This is a genomic window from Mesobacterium hydrothermale, assembly GCF_035818635.1.
GTDB classification, from domain to species: Bacteria; Pseudomonadota; Alphaproteobacteria; order Rhodobacterales; family Rhodobacteraceae; genus Mesobacterium_A; species Mesobacterium_A hydrothermale.
Genome location: NZ_JAYLLH010000044.1, coordinates 1 through 16,792, shown reverse-complemented (window position 1 = coordinate 16,792; position 16,792 = coordinate 1). Strand labels below are relative to the sequence as shown.

General features: G+C 58.1%; 19 protein-coding genes and 1 pseudogene. 9 read left to right on the top strand and 11 right to left on the bottom strand.

The window, feature by feature from the left end:
* Window positions 1-510: 510 nt before the first annotated feature.
* The 6 genes and pseudogenes from VK792_RS18320 (at window position 511) to VK792_RS18295 (ending at window position 5,379) form a co-directional block, all read left to right on the top strand.
* Window positions 511-822, top strand: a complete 312-nt coding sequence (locus VK792_RS18320) for a mobilization protein (protein ID WP_326299320.1) — start codon at window positions 511-513, stop codon at window positions 820-822.
* Window positions 822-2,491: pseudogene (locus VK792_RS18315) on the top strand (type IV secretory system conjugative DNA transfer family protein). Before VK792_RS18320 ends, VK792_RS18315 begins: the two are co-directional and overlap by 1 nt.
* A 17-nt stretch (window positions 2,492-2,508) precedes the next feature.
* Complete coding sequence (locus VK792_RS18310) at window positions 2,509-3,066, top strand: hypothetical protein (RefSeq protein WP_326299319.1); 558 nt, start codon at window positions 2,509-2,511, stop codon at window positions 3,064-3,066.
* 235 nt (window positions 3,067-3,301) lie between these two features.
* Window positions 3,302-4,354 carry a replication initiator protein A gene (locus VK792_RS18305; RefSeq protein ID WP_326299318.1) on the top strand — a complete coding sequence of 351 codons (1,053 nt, stop codon included), beginning with the start codon at window positions 3,302-3,304 and terminating at the stop codon, window positions 4,352-4,354.
* Window positions 4,355-4,435: 81 nt separating this feature from the next.
* Window positions 4,436-5,104 (top strand): ParA family protein, encoded by a 669-nt coding sequence (locus VK792_RS18300; protein WP_326299317.1) that lies wholly within the window; start codon window positions 4,436-4,438, stop codon window positions 5,102-5,104.
* Entirely contained in the window at window positions 5,086-5,379 is a 294-nt protein-coding gene (locus VK792_RS18295) for a hypothetical protein (RefSeq protein ID WP_326299316.1), read from the top strand. Before VK792_RS18300 ends, VK792_RS18295 begins: the two co-directional genes overlap by 19 nt.
* A 10-nt stretch (window positions 5,380-5,389) precedes the next feature.
* Here VK792_RS18295 and VK792_RS18290 read toward each other — a convergent pair whose 3' ends face one another.
* The 4 genes from VK792_RS18290 to VK792_RS18275 all read right to left on the bottom strand — a co-directional run bounded on the left by VK792_RS18290 (window position 5,390) and on the right by VK792_RS18275 (window position 8,943).
* Window positions 5,390-6,301 carry a XamI family restriction endonuclease gene (locus VK792_RS18290; RefSeq protein WP_326299315.1) on the bottom strand — a complete coding sequence of 304 codons (912 nt, stop codon included), beginning with the start codon at window positions 6,299-6,301 and terminating at the stop codon, window positions 5,390-5,392.
* A complete protein-coding gene (locus VK792_RS18285; protein WP_326299314.1) occupies window positions 6,298-7,929 on the bottom strand; it encodes an Eco57I restriction-modification methylase domain-containing protein in 1,632 nt (543 codons plus the stop codon). Before VK792_RS18285 ends, VK792_RS18290 begins: the two co-directional genes overlap by 4 nt.
* Window positions 7,926-8,252, bottom strand: a complete 327-nt coding sequence (locus VK792_RS18280; protein WP_326299313.1) for a HigA family addiction module antitoxin — start codon at window positions 8,250-8,252, stop codon at window positions 7,926-7,928. The genes VK792_RS18285 and VK792_RS18280 overlap by 4 nt, the downstream gene beginning before the upstream one ends.
* Window positions 8,253-8,376: 124 nt before the next feature.
* Window positions 8,377-8,943: a recombinase family protein gene (locus tag VK792_RS18275; protein ID WP_326299312.1), complete on the bottom strand. Its 567-nt coding sequence runs from the start codon at window positions 8,941-8,943 to the stop codon at window positions 8,377-8,379.
* A 365-nt stretch (window positions 8,944-9,308) separates the two neighbouring features.
* Here VK792_RS18275 and VK792_RS18270 point away from each other — a divergent pair, with 365 nt between their 5' ends.
* Both VK792_RS18270 and VK792_RS18265 read left to right on the top strand, forming a co-directional pair.
* A complete protein-coding gene (locus tag VK792_RS18270) occupies window positions 9,309-9,773 on the top strand; it encodes a GFA family protein (RefSeq protein WP_435404872.1) in 465 nt (154 codons plus the stop codon).
* Between the two features lie 50 nt (window positions 9,774-9,823).
* Window positions 9,824-11,041, top strand: a complete 1,218-nt coding sequence (locus tag VK792_RS18265; RefSeq protein ID WP_326299311.1) for an MFS transporter — start codon at window positions 9,824-9,826, stop codon at window positions 11,039-11,041.
* 282 nt (window positions 11,042-11,323) lie between these two features.
* On the opposite strand, the gene VK792_RS18260 is transcribed toward VK792_RS18265, so the two are convergent.
* The 6 genes from VK792_RS18260 to VK792_RS18235 all read right to left on the bottom strand — a co-directional run bounded on the left by VK792_RS18260 (window position 11,324) and on the right by VK792_RS18235 (window position 14,472).
* Window positions 11,324-11,827 carry a zincin-like metallopeptidase domain-containing protein gene (locus VK792_RS18260; RefSeq protein ID WP_326299310.1) on the bottom strand — a complete coding sequence of 168 codons (504 nt, stop codon included), beginning with the start codon at window positions 11,825-11,827 and terminating at the stop codon, window positions 11,324-11,326.
* A 24-nt stretch (window positions 11,828-11,851) separates the two neighbouring features.
* On the bottom strand, window positions 11,852-12,745 hold the full coding sequence (locus VK792_RS18255) for an IS1 family transposase (protein ID WP_326299309.1): 894 nt from the start codon (window positions 12,743-12,745) through the stop codon (window positions 11,852-11,854).
* 50 nt (window positions 12,746-12,795) lie between these two features.
* Window positions 12,796-13,224 (bottom strand): hypothetical protein, encoded by a 429-nt coding sequence (locus VK792_RS18250; protein WP_326299308.1) that lies wholly within the window; start codon window positions 13,222-13,224, stop codon window positions 12,796-12,798.
* Window positions 13,221-13,670, bottom strand: a complete 450-nt coding sequence (locus tag VK792_RS18245) for a Panacea domain-containing protein (RefSeq protein ID WP_326299307.1) — start codon at window positions 13,668-13,670, stop codon at window positions 13,221-13,223. The genes VK792_RS18250 and VK792_RS18245 overlap by 4 nt, the downstream gene beginning before the upstream one ends.
* Window positions 13,670-13,888, bottom strand: coding sequence for a histone H1 (locus VK792_RS18240; RefSeq protein ID WP_326299306.1), 219 nt, complete (start codon window positions 13,886-13,888; stop codon window positions 13,670-13,672). The genes VK792_RS18245 and VK792_RS18240 overlap by 1 nt, the downstream gene beginning before the upstream one ends.
* A gap of 176 nt (window positions 13,889-14,064) precedes the next feature.
* Window positions 14,065-14,472 (bottom strand): ArdC family protein, encoded by a 408-nt coding sequence (locus VK792_RS18235; protein ID WP_326299305.1) that lies wholly within the window; start codon window positions 14,470-14,472, stop codon window positions 14,065-14,067.
* A 490-nt stretch (window positions 14,473-14,962) separates the two neighbouring features.
* Here VK792_RS18235 and VK792_RS18230 point away from each other — a divergent pair, with 490 nt between their 5' ends.
* Window positions 14,963-15,301: a hypothetical protein gene (locus VK792_RS18230; protein WP_326299304.1), complete on the top strand. Its 339-nt coding sequence runs from the start codon at window positions 14,963-14,965 to the stop codon at window positions 15,299-15,301.
* Here VK792_RS18230 and mobQ read toward each other — a convergent pair.
* Window positions 15,291-16,580: a MobQ family relaxase gene (gene mobQ / locus VK792_RS18225; RefSeq protein ID WP_326299303.1), complete on the bottom strand. Its 1,290-nt coding sequence runs from the start codon at window positions 16,578-16,580 to the stop codon at window positions 15,291-15,293. The two genes, VK792_RS18230 and mobQ, sit on opposite strands and share 11 nt — an antisense overlap.
* Between the last annotated feature and the right edge of the window lie 212 nt (window positions 16,581-16,792).

Genomic DNA, 16,792 nt, shown 5'->3' with positions numbered 1-16,792 from the left:
GGAAAAGACAGCCCGTTCGAAGCGAGCCAACGGCTTTCTGATGCGCGGGCTTGCCAGTGATCTGCCCCCATATCCCCAGCCTCATGGGGGGCGGGATATGGGGGCAGATCACTGGCGGTTTGCCGGGGGCAAACCCGGTTCGTGTCGGCACCGTGAGGTCCGACGACACGAACCTCCCGCAAGGGAGACGCCAGCGGCAGACCGGCCCCCACCGTGGGGCATCGGGCGAGACGCTGGCGCAACATTGCGGGACGCGATCCAACTGCTGAAGTTGGCCCTGGAGAGTTTGAGAGACCGGGAGGGCCTTTCATTCCGGCGCGCATCGCGCCGGACGGAGTTCGCCATCGGCTGAGGCCCTGCCTCAAGGAGATCGCACGCAAATCTCGGAGCCGCAGGTGGAGAGTTTGCATAAGTGCGCCCTTGTCCTTTACAGGCCTACGGGTAAGCGCTTAGATTCGATCTGGCAAGAGATACGTTGCCACCTGCCCTTTTGAAAGATGGATTCCCGATTTGGCCGAGACTGAGCTTGAACGCGCCGAGAAACGCTACGCCCAGGCCAAGGCCCGCCTCCAGGGATTGCGCAACCGAGAAGCCACGAAAAAGCGCAAGCTCGATACCAGGCGCAAGGTGATCCTTGGCGGTGCGCTGCTCGATCTGGCGGAGCGGGACAGCGGCGCTGCGGACATGGTGGAGCGGCTGGTGCGGAACCTGTCCCGTGAACAGGATCGGAAGGCGTTTGCGGAATGGGGTAGTGATGGCGCGGCGGCTGGTGGTGGGGACGCCTCCCCTGCCCCGCTCTCTGATCCTGACGGGTCCGGGTGATGCGATCTGTGATGCTCTTCATGGGCGGGCTGGCCCGGTTCTTCTATCGCCTGATCGCGACACCCGTTTTGCTCGGATGGATGATCGGGCGCACAGCATTCGGTGCGATGTTCGGCTTCCTGATCGGGGGTGTCGTTGCGCTCGGGGCCTTTGGTCCGCCGCTTGGTCAGTCTGCCTGGGAATGGGCGATCATTCTGCCGCCCACATTCATTGGCGCTGTCTTTGGATTTCAATACTGGCGCATGGTCTCTGGGGCCGATGACTTCTTCGGGCTGACCGGCGACAGTCACGGCTCGGCCCGCTTCGCCACCCGCAAGGAACTGAAGAAGCACCAGGGCGGTGACGGCCTGCTGATCGGGCGCAATCCCAGCACCGGGCGACTGCTGCGTTATGACGGACCTGCCCATCTAATCACCCTCGCCCCGACACGGGCCGGGAAAGGCGTCGGCACCGTGATCCCGAACCTGCTGGCAGTGGACCGCTCCGTCCTGGTCATCGACCCGAAGGGCGAGAACGCGCGGATCGCGGGCGAGGCACGGCGGCGCTTCGGGACCACTCATATCCTCGATCCGTTTGAAGTTAGCGGCCATCCTTCTGCCGCCTACAACCCGCTCGACCGGCTGACACCGGACAGCCTCGATCTGGGCGAGGATGCCGCCTCCCTGACAGAGGCGCTGGTCATGGACCCGGCGGGACAGGTGCAGGAGGCGCACTGGAACGAGGAGGCGAAAGCCATCCTCGGCGGGCTGATCATGTTCTGCGTCTGTCACGAGGACCGGGACCGCCGGTCACTCGCCACCGTCCGGGAATACCTCACCCTCCCCCCGGATCGGCTGAAGGCGCTGCTGGAGCTGATGCAGGACAGCGACGCTGCGGGCGGGTTGATCGCCCGCGCCGCCAACCGCTTTCTCGGCAAGGCCGACCGGGAAGCCGCCTCGGTCCTGTCGAACGCACAGCGGCATACCCATTTCCTCGACAGCCCGCGCATCGCCAGGTGTCTGGCGCGGTCAGACTTCGCATTCTCCGATCTTCGCCATCGGATCACCTCGGTGTTCCTGGTGCTTCCGCCGAACCGAATGGACGCCTACAGCCGCTGGCTGCGTCTCCTTGTCTCTCAAGCGCTTCAGGACATCGCACGGGACGCAGAGGCGTCAGCGACACTGGCAGCCCCTGTGGGGGCTCAGAGCGCACCTCAGCGCCTCAGGACGCCCACCCTCTTCCTGCTGGATGAATTGCCGCCCTGGGCCGTCTGGAGGCCGTGGAGCGCGCTATGGGGCTTATGGCGGGCTACGGATTGCAGCTCTGGCCGATCTTGCAGGACATGAGCCAGCTCAAGGACCTCTACGGCGACCGCGCGAACACCTTCATCGCCAATGCCGGGGTGCAGCAAGTCTTCGGGGTGAATGACTTCGAGACGGCCAAATGGTTGAGCCAAATGATCGGCCAGGAAACCGCCGGGTTCCAGACCGACAGCTTCAAACCCGGCGACGGCCCCAGCTTCTCAAACAATCTCACGGGCCGCGATCTGCTGACCCCCGATGAAATCATGCAGATGCCACCTGATATCCAGCTCCTGCGCATTCAGGGCCAGCCCTCTGCACTGGCCCAAAAGCTGCGCTTCTACGCGGACCCCGAGTTCAAGGGGCTGTTCCAGCCGCAGGACCATTGATTTGAAAGTGACCCGACATGTCTGACCAGCCTGAGTTCCCTGCCCTCTCCGACGACGAAATACACAAGAGCCTGGATGACATCGCCACGCTGCTCTCAAGTCAGGGCAATCGCCTGGACGAACAGACGAAGGTGCTGAACCGCCTCCGAGAGGTTGCGACAGAAGCGCGACAGGCGGCGTTCGCCGCACGGGAACAGACGGACCCTGAAAACTACGGGGAGCTGATCGGTCAGACTGTCGATGGTCGCCTTACTGCCACGATCAAGCGGCTCGACAGTTCTTCTGCTGAAGTCTTGAACGGTGTGCAGCGCTCAAACGCTTCGTTTCAGGAAACCACGACTACGCATTCCGACACCCTGCGTCTGATCAATGAATATCGAATGCAGAAGGATCGCGATGTTCGACTATTGCCATGGGTGGGTCTGGGCGCTGTTGTTCTGGCCGTTGCGATGACGGTGGTGCTTCCCCGTTTCTTAGCCAGCTACGGTCCCACATGTGGAGTCATCGGCGGTATCTGGACTACCACATCCACGGGCACCGATGTTTGTGCGTTCTATCGCGCGGATGATGGCTGACGTAGGCCAGGCTGCTGAAGCTGGGTGTTATATATGTGTTAGAAAGGGTGTTACGAGAATCGGCGCATTGATAAGTATCTGAATTATTTATGAGATTCAGCACTTTTTGAGCTTCTCGGTGGGTAGAGTATCGAATAATGGTGGGTAGACTAGCGAAGATAGGTGTGTAGAGTATCGAAGAACGCAGTGCCTTGGTGGGCAGACTGTCGAATAACAGTGGGTAGAGTATCGAATAATGGCACGGCCTCGCAAACGCACAGCTCTGCTACCTCAGCGGCACACTGAGCCGGACCTGTTTGTCTGCGATATCCTGGATGCAACGCCCAAGAGTGACCGCGCTTCAATGGAGCATCCCCTGTTTTCATTATCGGTCAAAAAAGACCTCGCGGCTTTCGAGTATGAGCAGGGCAACGTGAAGGTGAAGATCACGCCAGCGGCTGAAGAAGGCCGCGCAAATGTCTTCGACAGGGATATCTTGATCTATGTGCTGAGCCAGCTCATGGCCGCGAAGAATGAGGGTCAGGAAATTGGCCGCCGCGTCAGAATTTCCGCCCACGACCTGCTGAAAGCCACGAACCGACATACGACTGGGCAGGCTTATGCCACCCTCCGCCGCGCCCTCACCCGCCTCCAGTTCACTCAGATCGAGACCAACATCCATGATCACGGCATAGGCGAGTGGCGCTCAATTTCATTCATCACCGACGCGCGGATCGTTAAAGAAGACTCGACAGGCAGGCTTCTCAGTGTTGAGCTGGAAATGGGCGACTGGCTTGTCAAAGCCATTGAAAACAAGAACGTCCTCACGCTCAACAAGGCGTATTTTCAGCTTCGTAAGCCGCTTGAACGGCGCTTGTATGAGTTGGCCAGAAAACACTGCGGAAAGCAGGATGTATGGCGGATCGGTCTCGATAAGCTCCAACACAAGACCGGTTCCACTTCCTCACCCAAAGAGTTCAAACGCCTTGTGAAGCTGATCTGCAAAGCCGACGCGGACCAGTCCCATATGCCTGATTACAAGTTCACGCTTCTGCATGATGTGCTTGAGGTTTCTCCTAAACCGGAGTTTCTCGATATCTATGGGGATGCTCCTGCGATCACATCGGAAATCTCGGTTCGGCTTTCATCAGAAGCCTATGAAAAAGCGCGCGAGGCTGCGCCGACATGGGATGTCTATTTCCTCGAACAGGAATGGCGCATGTGGATGAGCGAACCACCACGCCACCCAGACGGCGCTTTTATCGGGTTCTGCCGCAAATGGTATGAGCGCAAAGGCAAGGCTCCATAACTAGTAACAGTTATCTAATAATAGTTATTAGTTGACTGTTATGTGTTATCGGTTATGGTTTGCAAAAAGTGAGGGCAAGAAATGACGCAAGTTATTAGCGTGGTTCAGGAAAAAGGCGGCGCGGGGAAGACCACCCTGCTGACAGCTCTGGCAAGCCTCATGGTCGAAGATGGTGCTAGGGTTGCGGTGATTGACACAGACCCGCAGCGGCATCTGGAATCGTGGGCCAAAAAAGATGAAACGGACCTGGACTGGCTTTATGAAGAGAATGACGAAAAGCTGATCCCGACAGTAAAGGCGCTCAAGAAGACTGAACCGGCCTATGATGCGATCTTTGTCGATACTGCTGGTTTCAAGTCGGCTATGGCAATGCACGCGATCGCCGCCGCAAATCTGATCCTGATCCCCTCCAAGGCCAACGAAGCGGATGCGAAGGGTGCCAAGCGCACCTATTCGCACGTTCAAAGCGTTGCTGAGACAATGGAAAAGGAAATCCCGGCGCTCGTGGTGATGATGGATGTAGATACGAACACCAACATCACCCAAGCAATCACCGATGCGCTCGATGCGCAGGACGTACCACGCCTCAACGCAATGTGCGCGCATCGCACCGGCTTCAAGGAAATGACCTCAACGGGTCAGTCACCACAGGGATCAGCGCGTCGATCTGCGAAGTCAGTGCTTGCCGATTTGCAGGGCAGGGGGCTGCTCAGCTTTTATAGGAGTGGTTCATGGCCAAAGTCAGCGTAAATCTCGATGATGATCTAGAAGATGACGGCGGTTCACGGAAGCTGAAGGAGCTGGCCGCGCCGCTGCCGAGTGTCAGCAAGGCAAAATCTTCCGCTCTCAAGGACGCTCCACGGGTCCAGTTTTCTTTCACAAACGTGCCGGAGCCGATCAAGGATGCTTTCGCGCGCGAGGCCAGCAAGCGCGGCTTAACAAAGAAAGAGCTGCTTTATGAATGTCTCCGCGCAGGCGGCATAAACATTCCGGATTCCGCCGAAATCGACGGTCGCAGGAGATAACCGTTAACTGTTATCTTGTCGTTTCAATCCAGTCTGTAAGTGGCTTTAGATTGTGCGCCCAAAAAATCGTCAGCCCGCGCTCCTGCGCGTCGCTAAGGTTGTGAAGCTTATAGACGCCACTCAGGACTGCGCTTGGAACAACCTGGCGCAATCCAAAATCAGTTTTCCAACTTGTAGCTTTTACAGCCGCGTCGTTATTCAGACGCTTTACCGAGTTGGTCGACGAGTTTGAAACCTTACATTCGATAGGCATCACCCTTTGATCCCAAAGGCGGACTATGATGTCGCCTTTCCTGCTGCCAAGCAGGCATTCACCGCAAAACTCACCTGGGGCAGGGGCGGCAGAAATCGTCGGTATCTTTCGCGTCGGAACTTCCGTGAATCCAAGTTGACGCAAAGCCTCCTTCACCTGCTCTTCCTGCTGATTTTTCCCAGCAGTGCGCCGCTTAGTCTGGGTGCGGCTGGCAGCCATAAGAGCTGCCGAAGCCAAAACAGCGGCGCTTCGCTCTGCTTCAGTAGGTTCCCGATTTTCGACGACCCATGCGAAGCGTCGACGGTCTAGAACCTGGCGCACCACATCTATCAGCCGCTTAACCAGCTCTGGTTCGGTCTCCAGATTTTTCTTGGTCAGCGACCGCGCGTCGGCGAGAACTTTCAAGTCATCTTCAGAGATCGGTGGACCAGCCAAATAACGGAACGCTTCAAGAAGGCGCGGATCGCTAAGAACATCGAGGCCTGTATGGTCGAGGTTAGACAAGTCTATGGTCGTCTCCAGAACCTCTTCAACATAGCCCTGATAGACGTCGAATGCTTCCAGGTAGTCCTCTAGCGGCTCTTCCAGTCGTTCCTTGGAAAAAGCGGCGATGGCGCTGAGAAGATCGGTTTCGAGCTGGTCGTCGCTCCAGATAGGCGGATCAATCAAAGGGCGGCTCCGCCAATCAGTAATTCTGGGCTGGGAACGATGACACGTTCCATTTCTCTCGGTTCAAACTTGGTTAGTCCGCCCGCGTAAGTACGACCTGATTTCTGAGAGATATTCGTCTGCAAAAAGTTCACCAATGCCCGCTTCGCCTTTTCAGACAGAGGTTCGCGTGGATAAAGCCCGTGCGCAATATTGATATGCCGTGCATCGGCCTTGTTGATTGCAAATCCGGGTGGGCGACGGGCCATGTAGGTCGACACAATAGGTGCCGCAGAACGCAACCCTACAGACCACCAGGCCTTGCGGTGGCGGGCGACATAGCCGCTGCTAGCTCCCATTGCGCGGGCGACTTTAAGGAATTTCTCCACAGCCTTTCGCTCTACCGTATCGAGCTGATCAAGGTCGGGCGGTATGTCGATCACGCTGCGCAGCTTTGTGGAAGCGGAAAGCAACCCGCGATGTGCTTCGAACACTTCTCGCGCTTTCGTAATGGTTGGAAACAGCACAGATGCCGGAAGGCCTACACTGTGTTCTCCGGCGATCCATACGCCGTTTGCCCCTGTCACGGTACCCCTGTGAACCCGGCACAATTCACCAAGTTCGACATAACCTTCAGGCGGCTTCTCAGCGGTTCGGGTCAAGTGCGACCAGCGTCCTTCCGCAGCAAGCCGGTCACGATGCACCCTGCGACCTTTACCCAGGTCGCCTAGGGCCGACAGCTTATCAACGCGTTTGAAATAGACGGATTTAGGCTGTGCGCCGATCTCGAACGTCGCAATGGCGGCTGTAGTGGCCGCATCGGGGAAAGGCTGTGCGGTAGGGTCGATCACCGTAATGCTTTTGCCGCCAAGAGGCCCTAACATCAACGACCTCACTAGCGCCCCATAGTTCACATCCAGCCATTCGGACGCCGTGATGAACGCGCCCATGTCCTTGGGCTTCGCGGCACGGGCGGCGGCGAGAAAAAAATAGACGTGCAGACCCGCCAGCTTGCTCGCCGTCAGGTTCATTTTCGTGGCTTCGACCCCAAGCCATTCTTTCCAGATCGGTTCGATCTGATGGTGCCGAACATAGGGGGGGTTGCCGATGTAAAGTGTGCTGCCGTCGACCTGGTCTTCGAATTGCCGAAAATCTCCTAAGATCACCCTTGAGCGACTTCCGAAACCCGCCACGGCGAGGTTGGCGCGGGCCATCAGGGTCGCAAGAGGATCAACGTCTATGCCAACGAGCTGAGCTTTCGGGAAAACCGTTCCCGCGCTTTTGAGGAACCGGGCAGACCCAACGCCTGGATCAATGACACGTCGGGGTGTTCTCTTGTTCGCAGCCCATTCGATCATGTTTCGCACGATTGGGGCAGGGGTATAGGTCGCGCCTTGTGCGCGGCGCTCCTCCGCAGACCGCAGAACGGAGAATGCCGCGCCAAGAGGGTCTTCGCCGGTCGCAATCAACTCTCGAAGGGCAGAGCCAGTCGAGGTTGGCAACGAAACGCTCATTGCCTTCTTAACCAATTCAATCTCAGCCTTGGCCAGCGGCCCTGCTGCATCTGCCGCGCCCAAGGCTAGGCACGCTGCGATCAATTCGATCTCGTCGCCGATCAAATCGGCGGCACTGTTCGCTATCGGCTTCATGCTGACCTCGCCTGTGGGAACCGCGCCTTTTTCGTGAACGGAAGCACTTTGATCTGCTTCTCCTTCCGGCGGGCTTCAGCGATGTCGAAGACGTTCTGCATCTTCATCAGCACATCCATAGACACACCAAAGGCTTTCTCGATCCGAAGGGCCATTTCTGGTGAAAGGTGGGCGCGCGTATTTAGCAGCTTTGACAAGGCGGGCCGCGTAACACCAAGCGCCTGCGCTGCATCGGTGATGGAAATATCCAGACGGTCGATGATCTCAGAGCGCACGAAGTCGCCAGGATGGATCGGCGTTTTCTGTTGTCTTGTCGTAGCCATGCGAACCGATCCTTCACGTTTCAATTGGTTTGTACCGTGCTGCGTAGCGTCACGCTTTACAACAGTGTTCGCTATATGTTCCTGTTTTGGGTGTCAACTTAAAACCAACTGGTGCATGAATGCTTCATACAACGCTACGCGCTATGGCACGCTGCAGCGTGCTGCGATTTACGCCCAAGATTTCAGCCATGCCAGAAACCGTCTCACGTTTTGCCTCGATGGCGGTCTTCGCATGGGCGATCTGGGCGTCCGTGAGGGCAGGGGGCCTGCCAAGGCGTTTGCCACGCTTCTTCGCCGCGCGCAGGCCCGCCTTCGTCCGCTCCTGGATCAAGTCGCGCTCGAACTCGGCCAGCGCACCCATGATGTGAAACACAAGCCGCCCGCCTGCGGTCGTCGTGTCGATCCCGTCTGTCAGGCTGCGGAACTCGATACTGCGATCCCCGAACAGTTTCAGTAGATGGATCAGATCGGCAATGGACCGGCCTACGCGGTCCAGCTTCCAGACCACCAGCAAGTCACCTTCACCTAGCAACCCCATTGCCTCGGCAAACCCGGCGCGGCTCTCGGCAGCGGTCGCGCCACTTTGCGCCTGGTCCGTGATGATCCGGTCGCACCCGGCCTCTGTCAGCGCCTCGATCTGTAGATCGAGGTTCTGTTCTTCTGTGGACACCCGTGCATAGCCGATTTTCATGGAATCTTTTTGCACTAGGTTTTTGCGTCAGTCCAGTATGTGGAAAATCAGACACTTGGCAGCGCATTGCCCGCTGCCGCAAAAAGGGTCCTTTTTGCAGCGAAAGGGCCTCGCCACAAACCTGCCAGAACCGCACCGGTTTTGCCGGGTAGTTCTGGCTGCGCTAAGTCATTGATCCTGCGTGGTCTGGGATAGGTGGGACGGAACCCACCGATTTTGGCAGAAACGCTCTACTAGAGCATTTTCTCCCATCATTTACCGACGCAGCAATGCTTGCTAAGCTCTAATATACCCGGTCGTGACCTACTGCTGCGAAGCTCGCTTCGCAGTTCCGAACCGGCATTCCCCCAAAATGGAGATTTGGCATGCGCCAACCAAACCTGCCTGCTGGCGGCACCTGCCGCTGTTCCGCGACCCAATTTGAAATCTTGGCCCCTCCTATAATGACACTCGCGTGTCATTGCGCGGATTGCCAAAAGATGAGCGCGAGTGCGTTTTCGCTGGGAGTGATGATCCCGGCGGACGGCTTCAAGATTGTTAAAGGTATGCCCGTTGCAAGACCTTTGCCTGGATCGCAGCGCCATCATTTCTTCTGCCCCATCTGCATGACATTGATGTTCACGAAAATCGAAGGCGCTGATGAACGGGTGAACGTGCGCGCGACGCTTTGTCAGGACAGTTCTTGGTTCAGACCCTTTGTTGAAACCATGACCAAAGACAAGCTGCCATGGGCTGTTACACCTGCCATCCACACCTATGATGCCTTTCCGTCGCCTGCGGAGTTCAAAAAGCTTCTTGCTGAATTTGCTGGTTGGATTGAACTCAGCTGAGATAGCCTACTGACATTCAGCAATTTTCCAAGTCGGAAAGGGTTCACAAAATGGCGGCACCTCTTGTTATCAGAAACCGGAACTACCGCCTTCTCTTGGGTGCCGGCACCTTGAGCAATCTTGGCGATGGACTGGTCGTTCTCGCATTGCCCTGGCTGGCGACACTGATGTCGCAGAATCCAGTGGCCATTGGTGCGGTGGCGGCGGCAAGTCGGCTGCCATGGCTGCTTTTTGCTATTCCGGCGGGCGTCGTTATCGACAATGCCGAACACAACAAGCTGATTGCCCGAGCCGACCTCTTACGCGCTGCAATCGCGCTTGCGATCCTTATGCTGGCGGTGAACCAGCCCGCCGAGGGCGCAGTGTGGGTGCTGGCGGGGCTCGCGTTCATTTTGGGCTCTGCGGAAGTGCTGAGAGACAATGCCGCTCAGACGATGCTCCCGTCCATCGTCGACTCGAAGGACCTGGAGGCGGCCAATGGCCAACTCTGGAGCAGTGAGCAACTGACAAACCAGTTCATCGGGCCGCCATTGGCGGGCGTCCTGATCGCGGCGGGCATCGGCATCCCCTTTGGTGTTGACGCGGCCCTTCTGGTTTTGTCCGCCGGGTTCGTTTGGATGATTACACTTGCGCCAAGGGCACGGACTAAGACGCGGTTTCGCAAAGCTCTGGCGGAAGGGATCGCCTTCATGCGTGCTGATTCCTTACTGCTACGGCTTGCCGTCGTGTTGGGGATCGCCAACTTCATCGCGACGGCGACGATCACAGTTCAGGTTCTTTTTGCGCAGGATGTGCTGGCTATGTCCGCCTACGCCTACGGGCTAGTCCTGTCTGTCGCGGCACTGGGGGCCGTTACAGGAAGCCTGCTTGCCCCAAAGCTCGTCGGGCTTTTCGGAACACAAAGGTGCCTGTATCTGTCAATTGCTACCTGGGGCATTGGCTATGCATCAATCGGGCTGAGCCATTCTGGCTTTGCAATGGCCACCGCGCTGTTCTTTGTGATGGCCGCAGCAATGCTGTGGAATGTCATCACGGTGTCTTGGCGGCAAAGACGTATTCCGCCTGCGCTGCTTGGACGGGTCAACAGCATTTACCGTTTCTTCGGGTGGGGCTCGATGCCGTTGGGTGCCATGACCGGCGGGCTTCTTGTCTCACTTTTAGAGCAAGAGATGGGTCGGGAAATCGCATTGCGCGCAACATTTATCTGCGCCGGAGCAGCATGTGCAGTTCTGCTTGCCTACGCATTGGTGAAACTCCGTCTGGAATAATCAAGCCCAGTTTCCATTTCACCAATCCAGAATCGGCTTTCTTCCGCGCATGGAACAGTGACGCGCTCAACATTCAGAATTTAGTCGTTTGTGGCACTGGCCGAAGTCACCGTTTCCGGGCATGAAATGCCCGCCCGCGCGGAGCGCCGGGCCTGTTGGCAGATGACCGTCTGGTCACCAGCCGACAGGTCACCCTGAAACCGCCCACCACCTGGATCACGCCAGAACGCAAGGGCCCCCGCCTGCTGACGGGGGCCTCGATCGTTGCGGCGGTGTGGGCTGTTACTCGGCGGCCATCCGGTCGGCCTGCACGGTGCGTTCCATGATGTAATCCACGGCCTTCTGCGCCTCGGACGCGGCACGGAAAATCGCGCGGCTGTCTTCCTTCATCGCCTCAAGCCATCCTTCGACATAGGCCGCGCTCTGGTCGAATTCAGGCTCCACCCCGATCTGTGCGCACAACATGCAGTTGCCAATCTCCGCGACCAGCTCCTCGAAGGCATAGGCCTTGCGGTCACTGAACCGGCCCAATCGGTCTAGCCGCTTCGTCGCCCCGGTCCAGTGGGTCAGCTCATGCGCCAAGGTGCCGTAATATCCTGCGGCCCGGTGAAACGTGCCAATCGGCGGCATATGAATCCGGTCGGTCCTGATGTTGTAATAGGCGCGCGGCTCCTCGGTCACGTCGATCTGCGCGCCTGTGGCGGCAAAGAACGCCTCCAGCTCGGGGGCGGCCACGGTGCCAAGATCGCGGGGGGGATCGGGCAGGATGTAAAACTCGGCGGGCAAGCCCTCGATCTGGTCGGCAGTGTCTCAGTTTGAATTTTCCTGATTGCGCTTTTTGTACGGGCCGCGTTTTTTCGGCGCAGGTGCGCGGGCGTCGATGAGGCCAACGATCCATTCCATGTCGCGCAGAGTGTCCGACACGCCAGCCGCCATGGCAGGCGTCATACGAAGCGTCTTGTGAATGCGCACAAAGTTGTAGTGCACAAAATACAGGCTCAGCATGTGAAGGTGGTTTTCAAGCTTTTTGGAGAACCCGTTGGTCAGGCGGGTGAAGCGGCGCATTCCCATGCGCATAGTCAGGTTTTGGCGTTCCACGTAGGACGTGCTGACGTGTGCCATATCCGGGCGCCCCTCAACGGCGCGTTTCTTGATGCCGGTGCATTCTGCCGGGGAATACTTGCGCTCTGCCGTCTTGCCGCCCAGATCGCCGTACAGCTTCACAAGCATAGCGTAGTCGATATCGCCACCAAACGCGCCCTCTACGGCCTCCAGATAGGCCTTGTGGCCGTCTGTGGTCAGCTGAACGCGGTTGGCAAGGCGGGCGCACAAATCGTCCATGAACTCGATTGCCGTAGCCGCCGAGCGGTCGCCAACCTCATACGACAAGATCATCTTGCTATCCGCATCAATCGCGGTCCACGTCCACACGTCACCAGCGCCGTCAGGAGCGGCTTTAGCCGTCTTTACGTTTTTGTCCTTGGCATAGACGAAGGACCAGATTTCATCGCACTGGACGCGCTGCGCATTCACGTTGCGCACGGTTTCATCATGGTAGGCCGCACAAGCCTCTCCAGCATCAACGAGAAGCTTGGAAACCGTGTTGATCGACACGCCAGTAATGCGGCTGATTGAGCGCATGGACGATCCCTCAACAAGCATGTTGAGGATGGTGCAGCGGGTTTTTGTGTCGAGTTTGTTCATACCTTGAATGTAGGTATGCTGGGATCACTTAGAAAGCAAAAGTTTCAGTTTTATTTTTTACCCACTCCATCGAACAGACCGTTCGTAACCGCGTAAACAAGTCCTATCGCAGCCGCAGCTGTGCTCCCTACAAGAAATTTCAATACATCTTCATGAAGAGAGAAGCCGCAAATGTTGAAACCACTCAGCACCAGTACTACCGCTACGAATACTGAATACCAAATAAGATAGCAGAAAACAGACTTTGCGTATGCGCTTCGAAGCTTCCGGTTGTGACGGAGGTCGCGGTTCTTTTCCTTAAGCCCTGCGGTTTCCGCTTTCTGCCTTTGGATATCCTCGTATTTGTCTTCCGCAATCGCCTGGGCTTCGTCTTCCGCCCTATTATCCACGCCAGACACAGACTGCAAAATCTGAGCCTGACGCTTCATGATCCGAACTAAACTTGAATAGTCGGGCTTGGGCGGCTCCTCGTCGCTCATTGTGCGTCCAAGATACCCTTATAATGATGCTGTATTAGATCGTCAGGAATAGGAATGTTTGCCCTGTCAGGCCTATAAACTTCTGCCCAAGGTGTGCCGAGCTGATGTGTCAGGTTCGATAGGGCAATGCCGTCGAGTCCTTTGTAGGCCTCGTAGATAGCGTCAACAATTTCTCGCTCACCATCCCTGAAATCCTCAAGGCCAGTAGTCACAATTTGACCAACTGGTTTATCACGCCAATGCTTGATTGAATGATACAGCGTTGGGATGACCGGGCCAAATTTCCAAGCCTCTACGCGGTTTGGAATCAGTGGCACACCACGCGCCCCAAGGCTATATCCATGCGCGATGTATACCAGCTTCAAAACCTGCATCGGTGTTAGGGTGTCACCTGCGGCAGAGGCTAAGTCAATAAGCCGATTAGAAACAACACGGGCGTCAGCCATCATTCCCACCTCGCGCTTGCTGCCTTGCGCGCAATATCGCTCCGCTCCTCTGCGGTCAACTTCTCCGCACGCGCCCTCGATCCGGCCAAGCCGCTCTTGCGCTTGGCTGGTTGCTTCAATGTCGTCTCTTCGATCTCGCCGGTCGCGATCTTGGCAATGTGGACAGCGTTGCCGATCACGTCCGCCGGGCGCTTCTGCCCTTGCGGTCCTTTTGGCATGTTGGTCCTTTCCTCCCCTGAGGGTTTGCAGCCCTCTTGACAGGGTATCTATCACAGTCAACATAAAATGTGGACCTTTTATCCACAATGGCAAGTAGTCACGACCGCGCAGCCGTTCACGATCATGCGCCGCGCCGGTTAATGTATCGTTACCGTGAGTCTGGGACGAAACCATGTCAACGCTTCCCCATTTCAAACTGAGACACTACCATCTGGTCGGCATTGAAGACGCGGTAGGCCTTGGCATAGGGGATCTGGCGTTCCTCGCCGTTCTCGTCCTCGCGCTCGACGGTACCGTATTTCACCACGGTGGCGGATTTCTCGCCTTTGCGGACATGGCCCCCAAGTTGCTTGGCCTGATTGAACGTCATCCAGCGGGCTGAGCTGTAATCCTTGGCCATCGCTGTCGCCCAAAGCATCAGAATGTTGATCCCCCGATAGGCTTCGCCATTGAACCGTTCCGGCAAGCTGACCCCTCCTCCTCCGCCAGTCCACGGTTTACGCCAAGGCGGTGTTCCCGCCTCGATCTGCGCGATGATCTGGTTGGTGACATGGGAATAAACGTCAAACTTCTCTGCGGTCATTTGTGACCCTCCTTCGAGTGACGCGGGCCGGGTCTCTTCCCCTTTCCGCCGATGGGCGGGCCTTCCTTCTCTGTTGTCTGGAATGCCCATGCATTCCGGACGGCAGAGCAGGTAAGGGCAAAGCCCGTCCTGCGGCCCGGCGGGGCCGTGACAACCGGGTGGAGGGCGTGAATTTGGGAGGGAACCGCGCGCCTCGCGCGTGGGAGGAACCGGAATTCTCGACCGGAACCGACGCCACAGGCGGCGCTTGCCGGTTTTCTCGGACCTGCCGGGATGGCAGGCGGATCAAGAGGTATTGGAAACTGTCAGGGTTGGGGTGAGCGGGAGTCAGCCCGTCGATCCCCTGCCTTGTCTATCGCTCAAAGCGAGACCGGCACACTGCCGGGATCACTGAAATCTATCGAGCCATTCCCTGCCCGATAATATACGATTGATGCCTTGGTTAGATTCGGGCAGAAGAATATCATCATTGTTTCTGTTGATATGCGCTATGAGCCAGACGGCTGAAATCGAACTAAACGTGACCACCGAACAAGGACTTCGGGCGCTTGCCGAGGAGGGCCACACGGTCGAAGTGCTGTGCAAAGCCGATCCTGAACGCAAGGGTCCAAGCTGGTATGGTCTATGGATCATGCGGACGGTGGGAAACGACGGACAAGAGAAAATTCTTGTCACCGCCAGGACGCGCCTGACGCAGAATGCAATCAAGGTACGCGAGTTCAAGACTGCGACCGGTGTGATTTCATTCCTTGTTGGCGTCGGGTTCTCTCAGGCGAGCATTCCCATGAAGAATGGGGAAACGACCTCTCACCGCCTCCTCAGTGACTGAGGCCCGGATCGCGGTCGATGTCCCGATCCTTCTCGACCTCCTGCTCCTTCTCCTGATCGCGCTCGTCCTCGATCTCCAGCTTCTCACGCGGCTTGTTCAGCACGTCCTTCAGGCGCTCATTGACGGACGGCTTGCGCGCCTCGCGCCCTGTGTCCTCGCCCAGATCATGCTCGCTGTGACCATCCAGTTTGTGAACCGCTGCCTGGCCATCACGCCCGGCGTCCTTCTCCATGATTTCTTTGAGCCGCTCCCGCGCATAATTGTGGCCTTCCTGTTTCGGCGTGTCGTCCTGGTCCCGTGACCGGCCCACGACACGCGCCAGCCGCTCCCGGAAGTCATCCGGGTTTCGCTCGCGGTCGCGATCTTTCGCGGTCGCAGCCCTTAGCGCCGCCAGACCGGCGGAGACACGGCCCTGCCCAGCCTCGCGCTCGATGCCATAGGTCTCGCGCGCCAGCTCCAGCCGTGCGCGCATTTCGCGGAAGGCAGCGCGCGCCTGACGGGCGGCATGGACGACAGCACCACGTTCGGTGACAGGTTTGTATTCGCGGCCCTCACGTTCGGCCATTGCTTTCGCCCGGCGCTCCATGGAATTGGCCGCTGGTCCCAGCTTCAGCTCTGGGTCGCGGTCCAGTTCCTCGGCGGAGAGTTGATCACCCCGCTCCAGCGCCGCTTCACGCTGCGCTTCGAGCGACCGGTGATCAACGCGCTCGGCCTCCCCTGCCCGCTCCAGCGCGCGGTTCTGAAGCTCGGCCCAGAGGCCGCGCATCTGCTCGATCTCGACACCGCCGGTCTTCGCGGCATCGAGCACCCGCGTCTTGGTGGTGAAGCCCTCGGATTCCAGCTTGCGGGTGGAGGTCAGCACATGAGCATGGTGGTTGCGCTGATCGCCTTCCCGATGCGGAGCGTGGATCGCCACATCGACGGCCACGCCGTAGCGGCTGACCAGCTCCTGGGCAAAGTCGCGGGTGATCTGCGAGCGGTCCTCGGCGCTGATCTCGGACGGCAGGGCCAGCTCCCATTCGCGGGCGGTGACGGAGTTGCGGCGGGTCTCGCTGGCCTCGACCTCGTTCCAGAGGCGCGAGCGATCCGTGGCCCAGTCCGGGGCATCCTTCGGTGCCAGGATGAAGGTCTCCTCGATGCCGTGCTTGCGGGTGTAATCGTGGACGCGACCTTCGCGCTGGCACTCGATGCGCTCCCCGACACGGTAGGCCGCTGCTGCCGTGGCAGAGCGCCCGGCGCTGCGTTTGATCGTCTTCACGGAGAGATGGTAGCTGGCCATGCACCCTACCCTCTCCCGTGATGCAGACGATACCGACACGCGCCGATGCTGACCCCGGCCCATGCCCGAACATGGACCACCGGGTCAGCCGTCTTTTGCATCAAGGACCGCGCCTCGCCCCGGCGCGGAACGAGTGGAAAAGACAGCCCGTTCGAAGCGAGCCAACGGCTTTCTGATGCGCGGGCTTGCCAGTGATCTGCCCCCATATCCCC

Bases quoted from the DNA above. Each gene is read 5' to 3' on its own strand.
- VK792_RS18240 (WP_326299306.1), bottom strand. From the start codon at position 13,888: ATGCCAAAAGGACCGCAAGGGCAGAAGCGCCCGGCGGACGTGATCGGC.
- VK792_RS18310 (WP_326299319.1), top strand. From the start codon at position 2,509: ATGTCTGACCAGCCTGAGTTCCCTGCCCTCTCCGACGACGAAATACAC.
- VK792_RS18270 (WP_435404872.1), top strand. From the start codon at position 9,309: ATGCGCCAACCAAACCTGCCTGCTGGCGGCACCTGCCGCTGTTCCGCG.
- VK792_RS18305 (WP_326299318.1), top strand. From the start codon at position 3,302: ATGGCACGGCCTCGCAAACGCACAGCTCTGCTACCTCAGCGGCACACT.
- VK792_RS18250 (WP_326299308.1), bottom strand. From the start codon at position 13,224: ATGAGCGACGAGGAGCCGCCCAAGCCCGACTATTCAAGTTTAGTTCGG.
- VK792_RS18285 (WP_326299314.1), bottom strand. From the start codon at position 7,929: ATGAAGCCGATAGCGAACAGTGCCGCCGATTTGATCGGCGACGAGATC.
- VK792_RS18295 (WP_326299316.1), top strand. From the start codon at position 5,086: ATGGCCAAAGTCAGCGTAAATCTCGATGATGATCTAGAAGATGACGGC.
- VK792_RS18265 (WP_326299311.1), top strand. From the start codon at position 9,824: ATGGCGGCACCTCTTGTTATCAGAAACCGGAACTACCGCCTTCTCTTG.
- mobQ (WP_326299303.1), bottom strand. From the start codon at position 16,580: ATGGCCAGCTACCATCTCTCCGTGAAGACGATCAAACGCAGCGCCGGG.
- VK792_RS18230 (WP_326299304.1), top strand. From the start codon at position 14,963: ATGAGCCAGACGGCTGAAATCGAACTAAACGTGACCACCGAACAAGGA.
- VK792_RS18235 (WP_326299305.1), bottom strand. From the start codon at position 14,472: ATGACCGCAGAGAAGTTTGACGTTTATTCCCATGTCACCAACCAGATC.
- VK792_RS18255 (WP_326299309.1), bottom strand. From the start codon at position 12,745: ATGAACAAACTCGACACAAAAACCCGCTGCACCATCCTCAACATGCTT.
- VK792_RS18245 (WP_326299307.1), bottom strand. From the start codon at position 13,670: ATGGCTGACGCCCGTGTTGTTTCTAATCGGCTTATTGACTTAGCCTCT.
- VK792_RS18300 (WP_326299317.1), top strand. From the start codon at position 4,436: ATGACGCAAGTTATTAGCGTGGTTCAGGAAAAAGGCGGCGCGGGGAAG.
- VK792_RS18280 (WP_326299313.1), bottom strand. From the start codon at position 8,252: ATGGCTACGACAAGACAACAGAAAACGCCGATCCATCCTGGCGACTTC.
- VK792_RS18275 (WP_326299312.1), bottom strand. From the start codon at position 8,943: ATGAAAATCGGCTATGCACGGGTGTCCACAGAAGAACAGAACCTCGAT.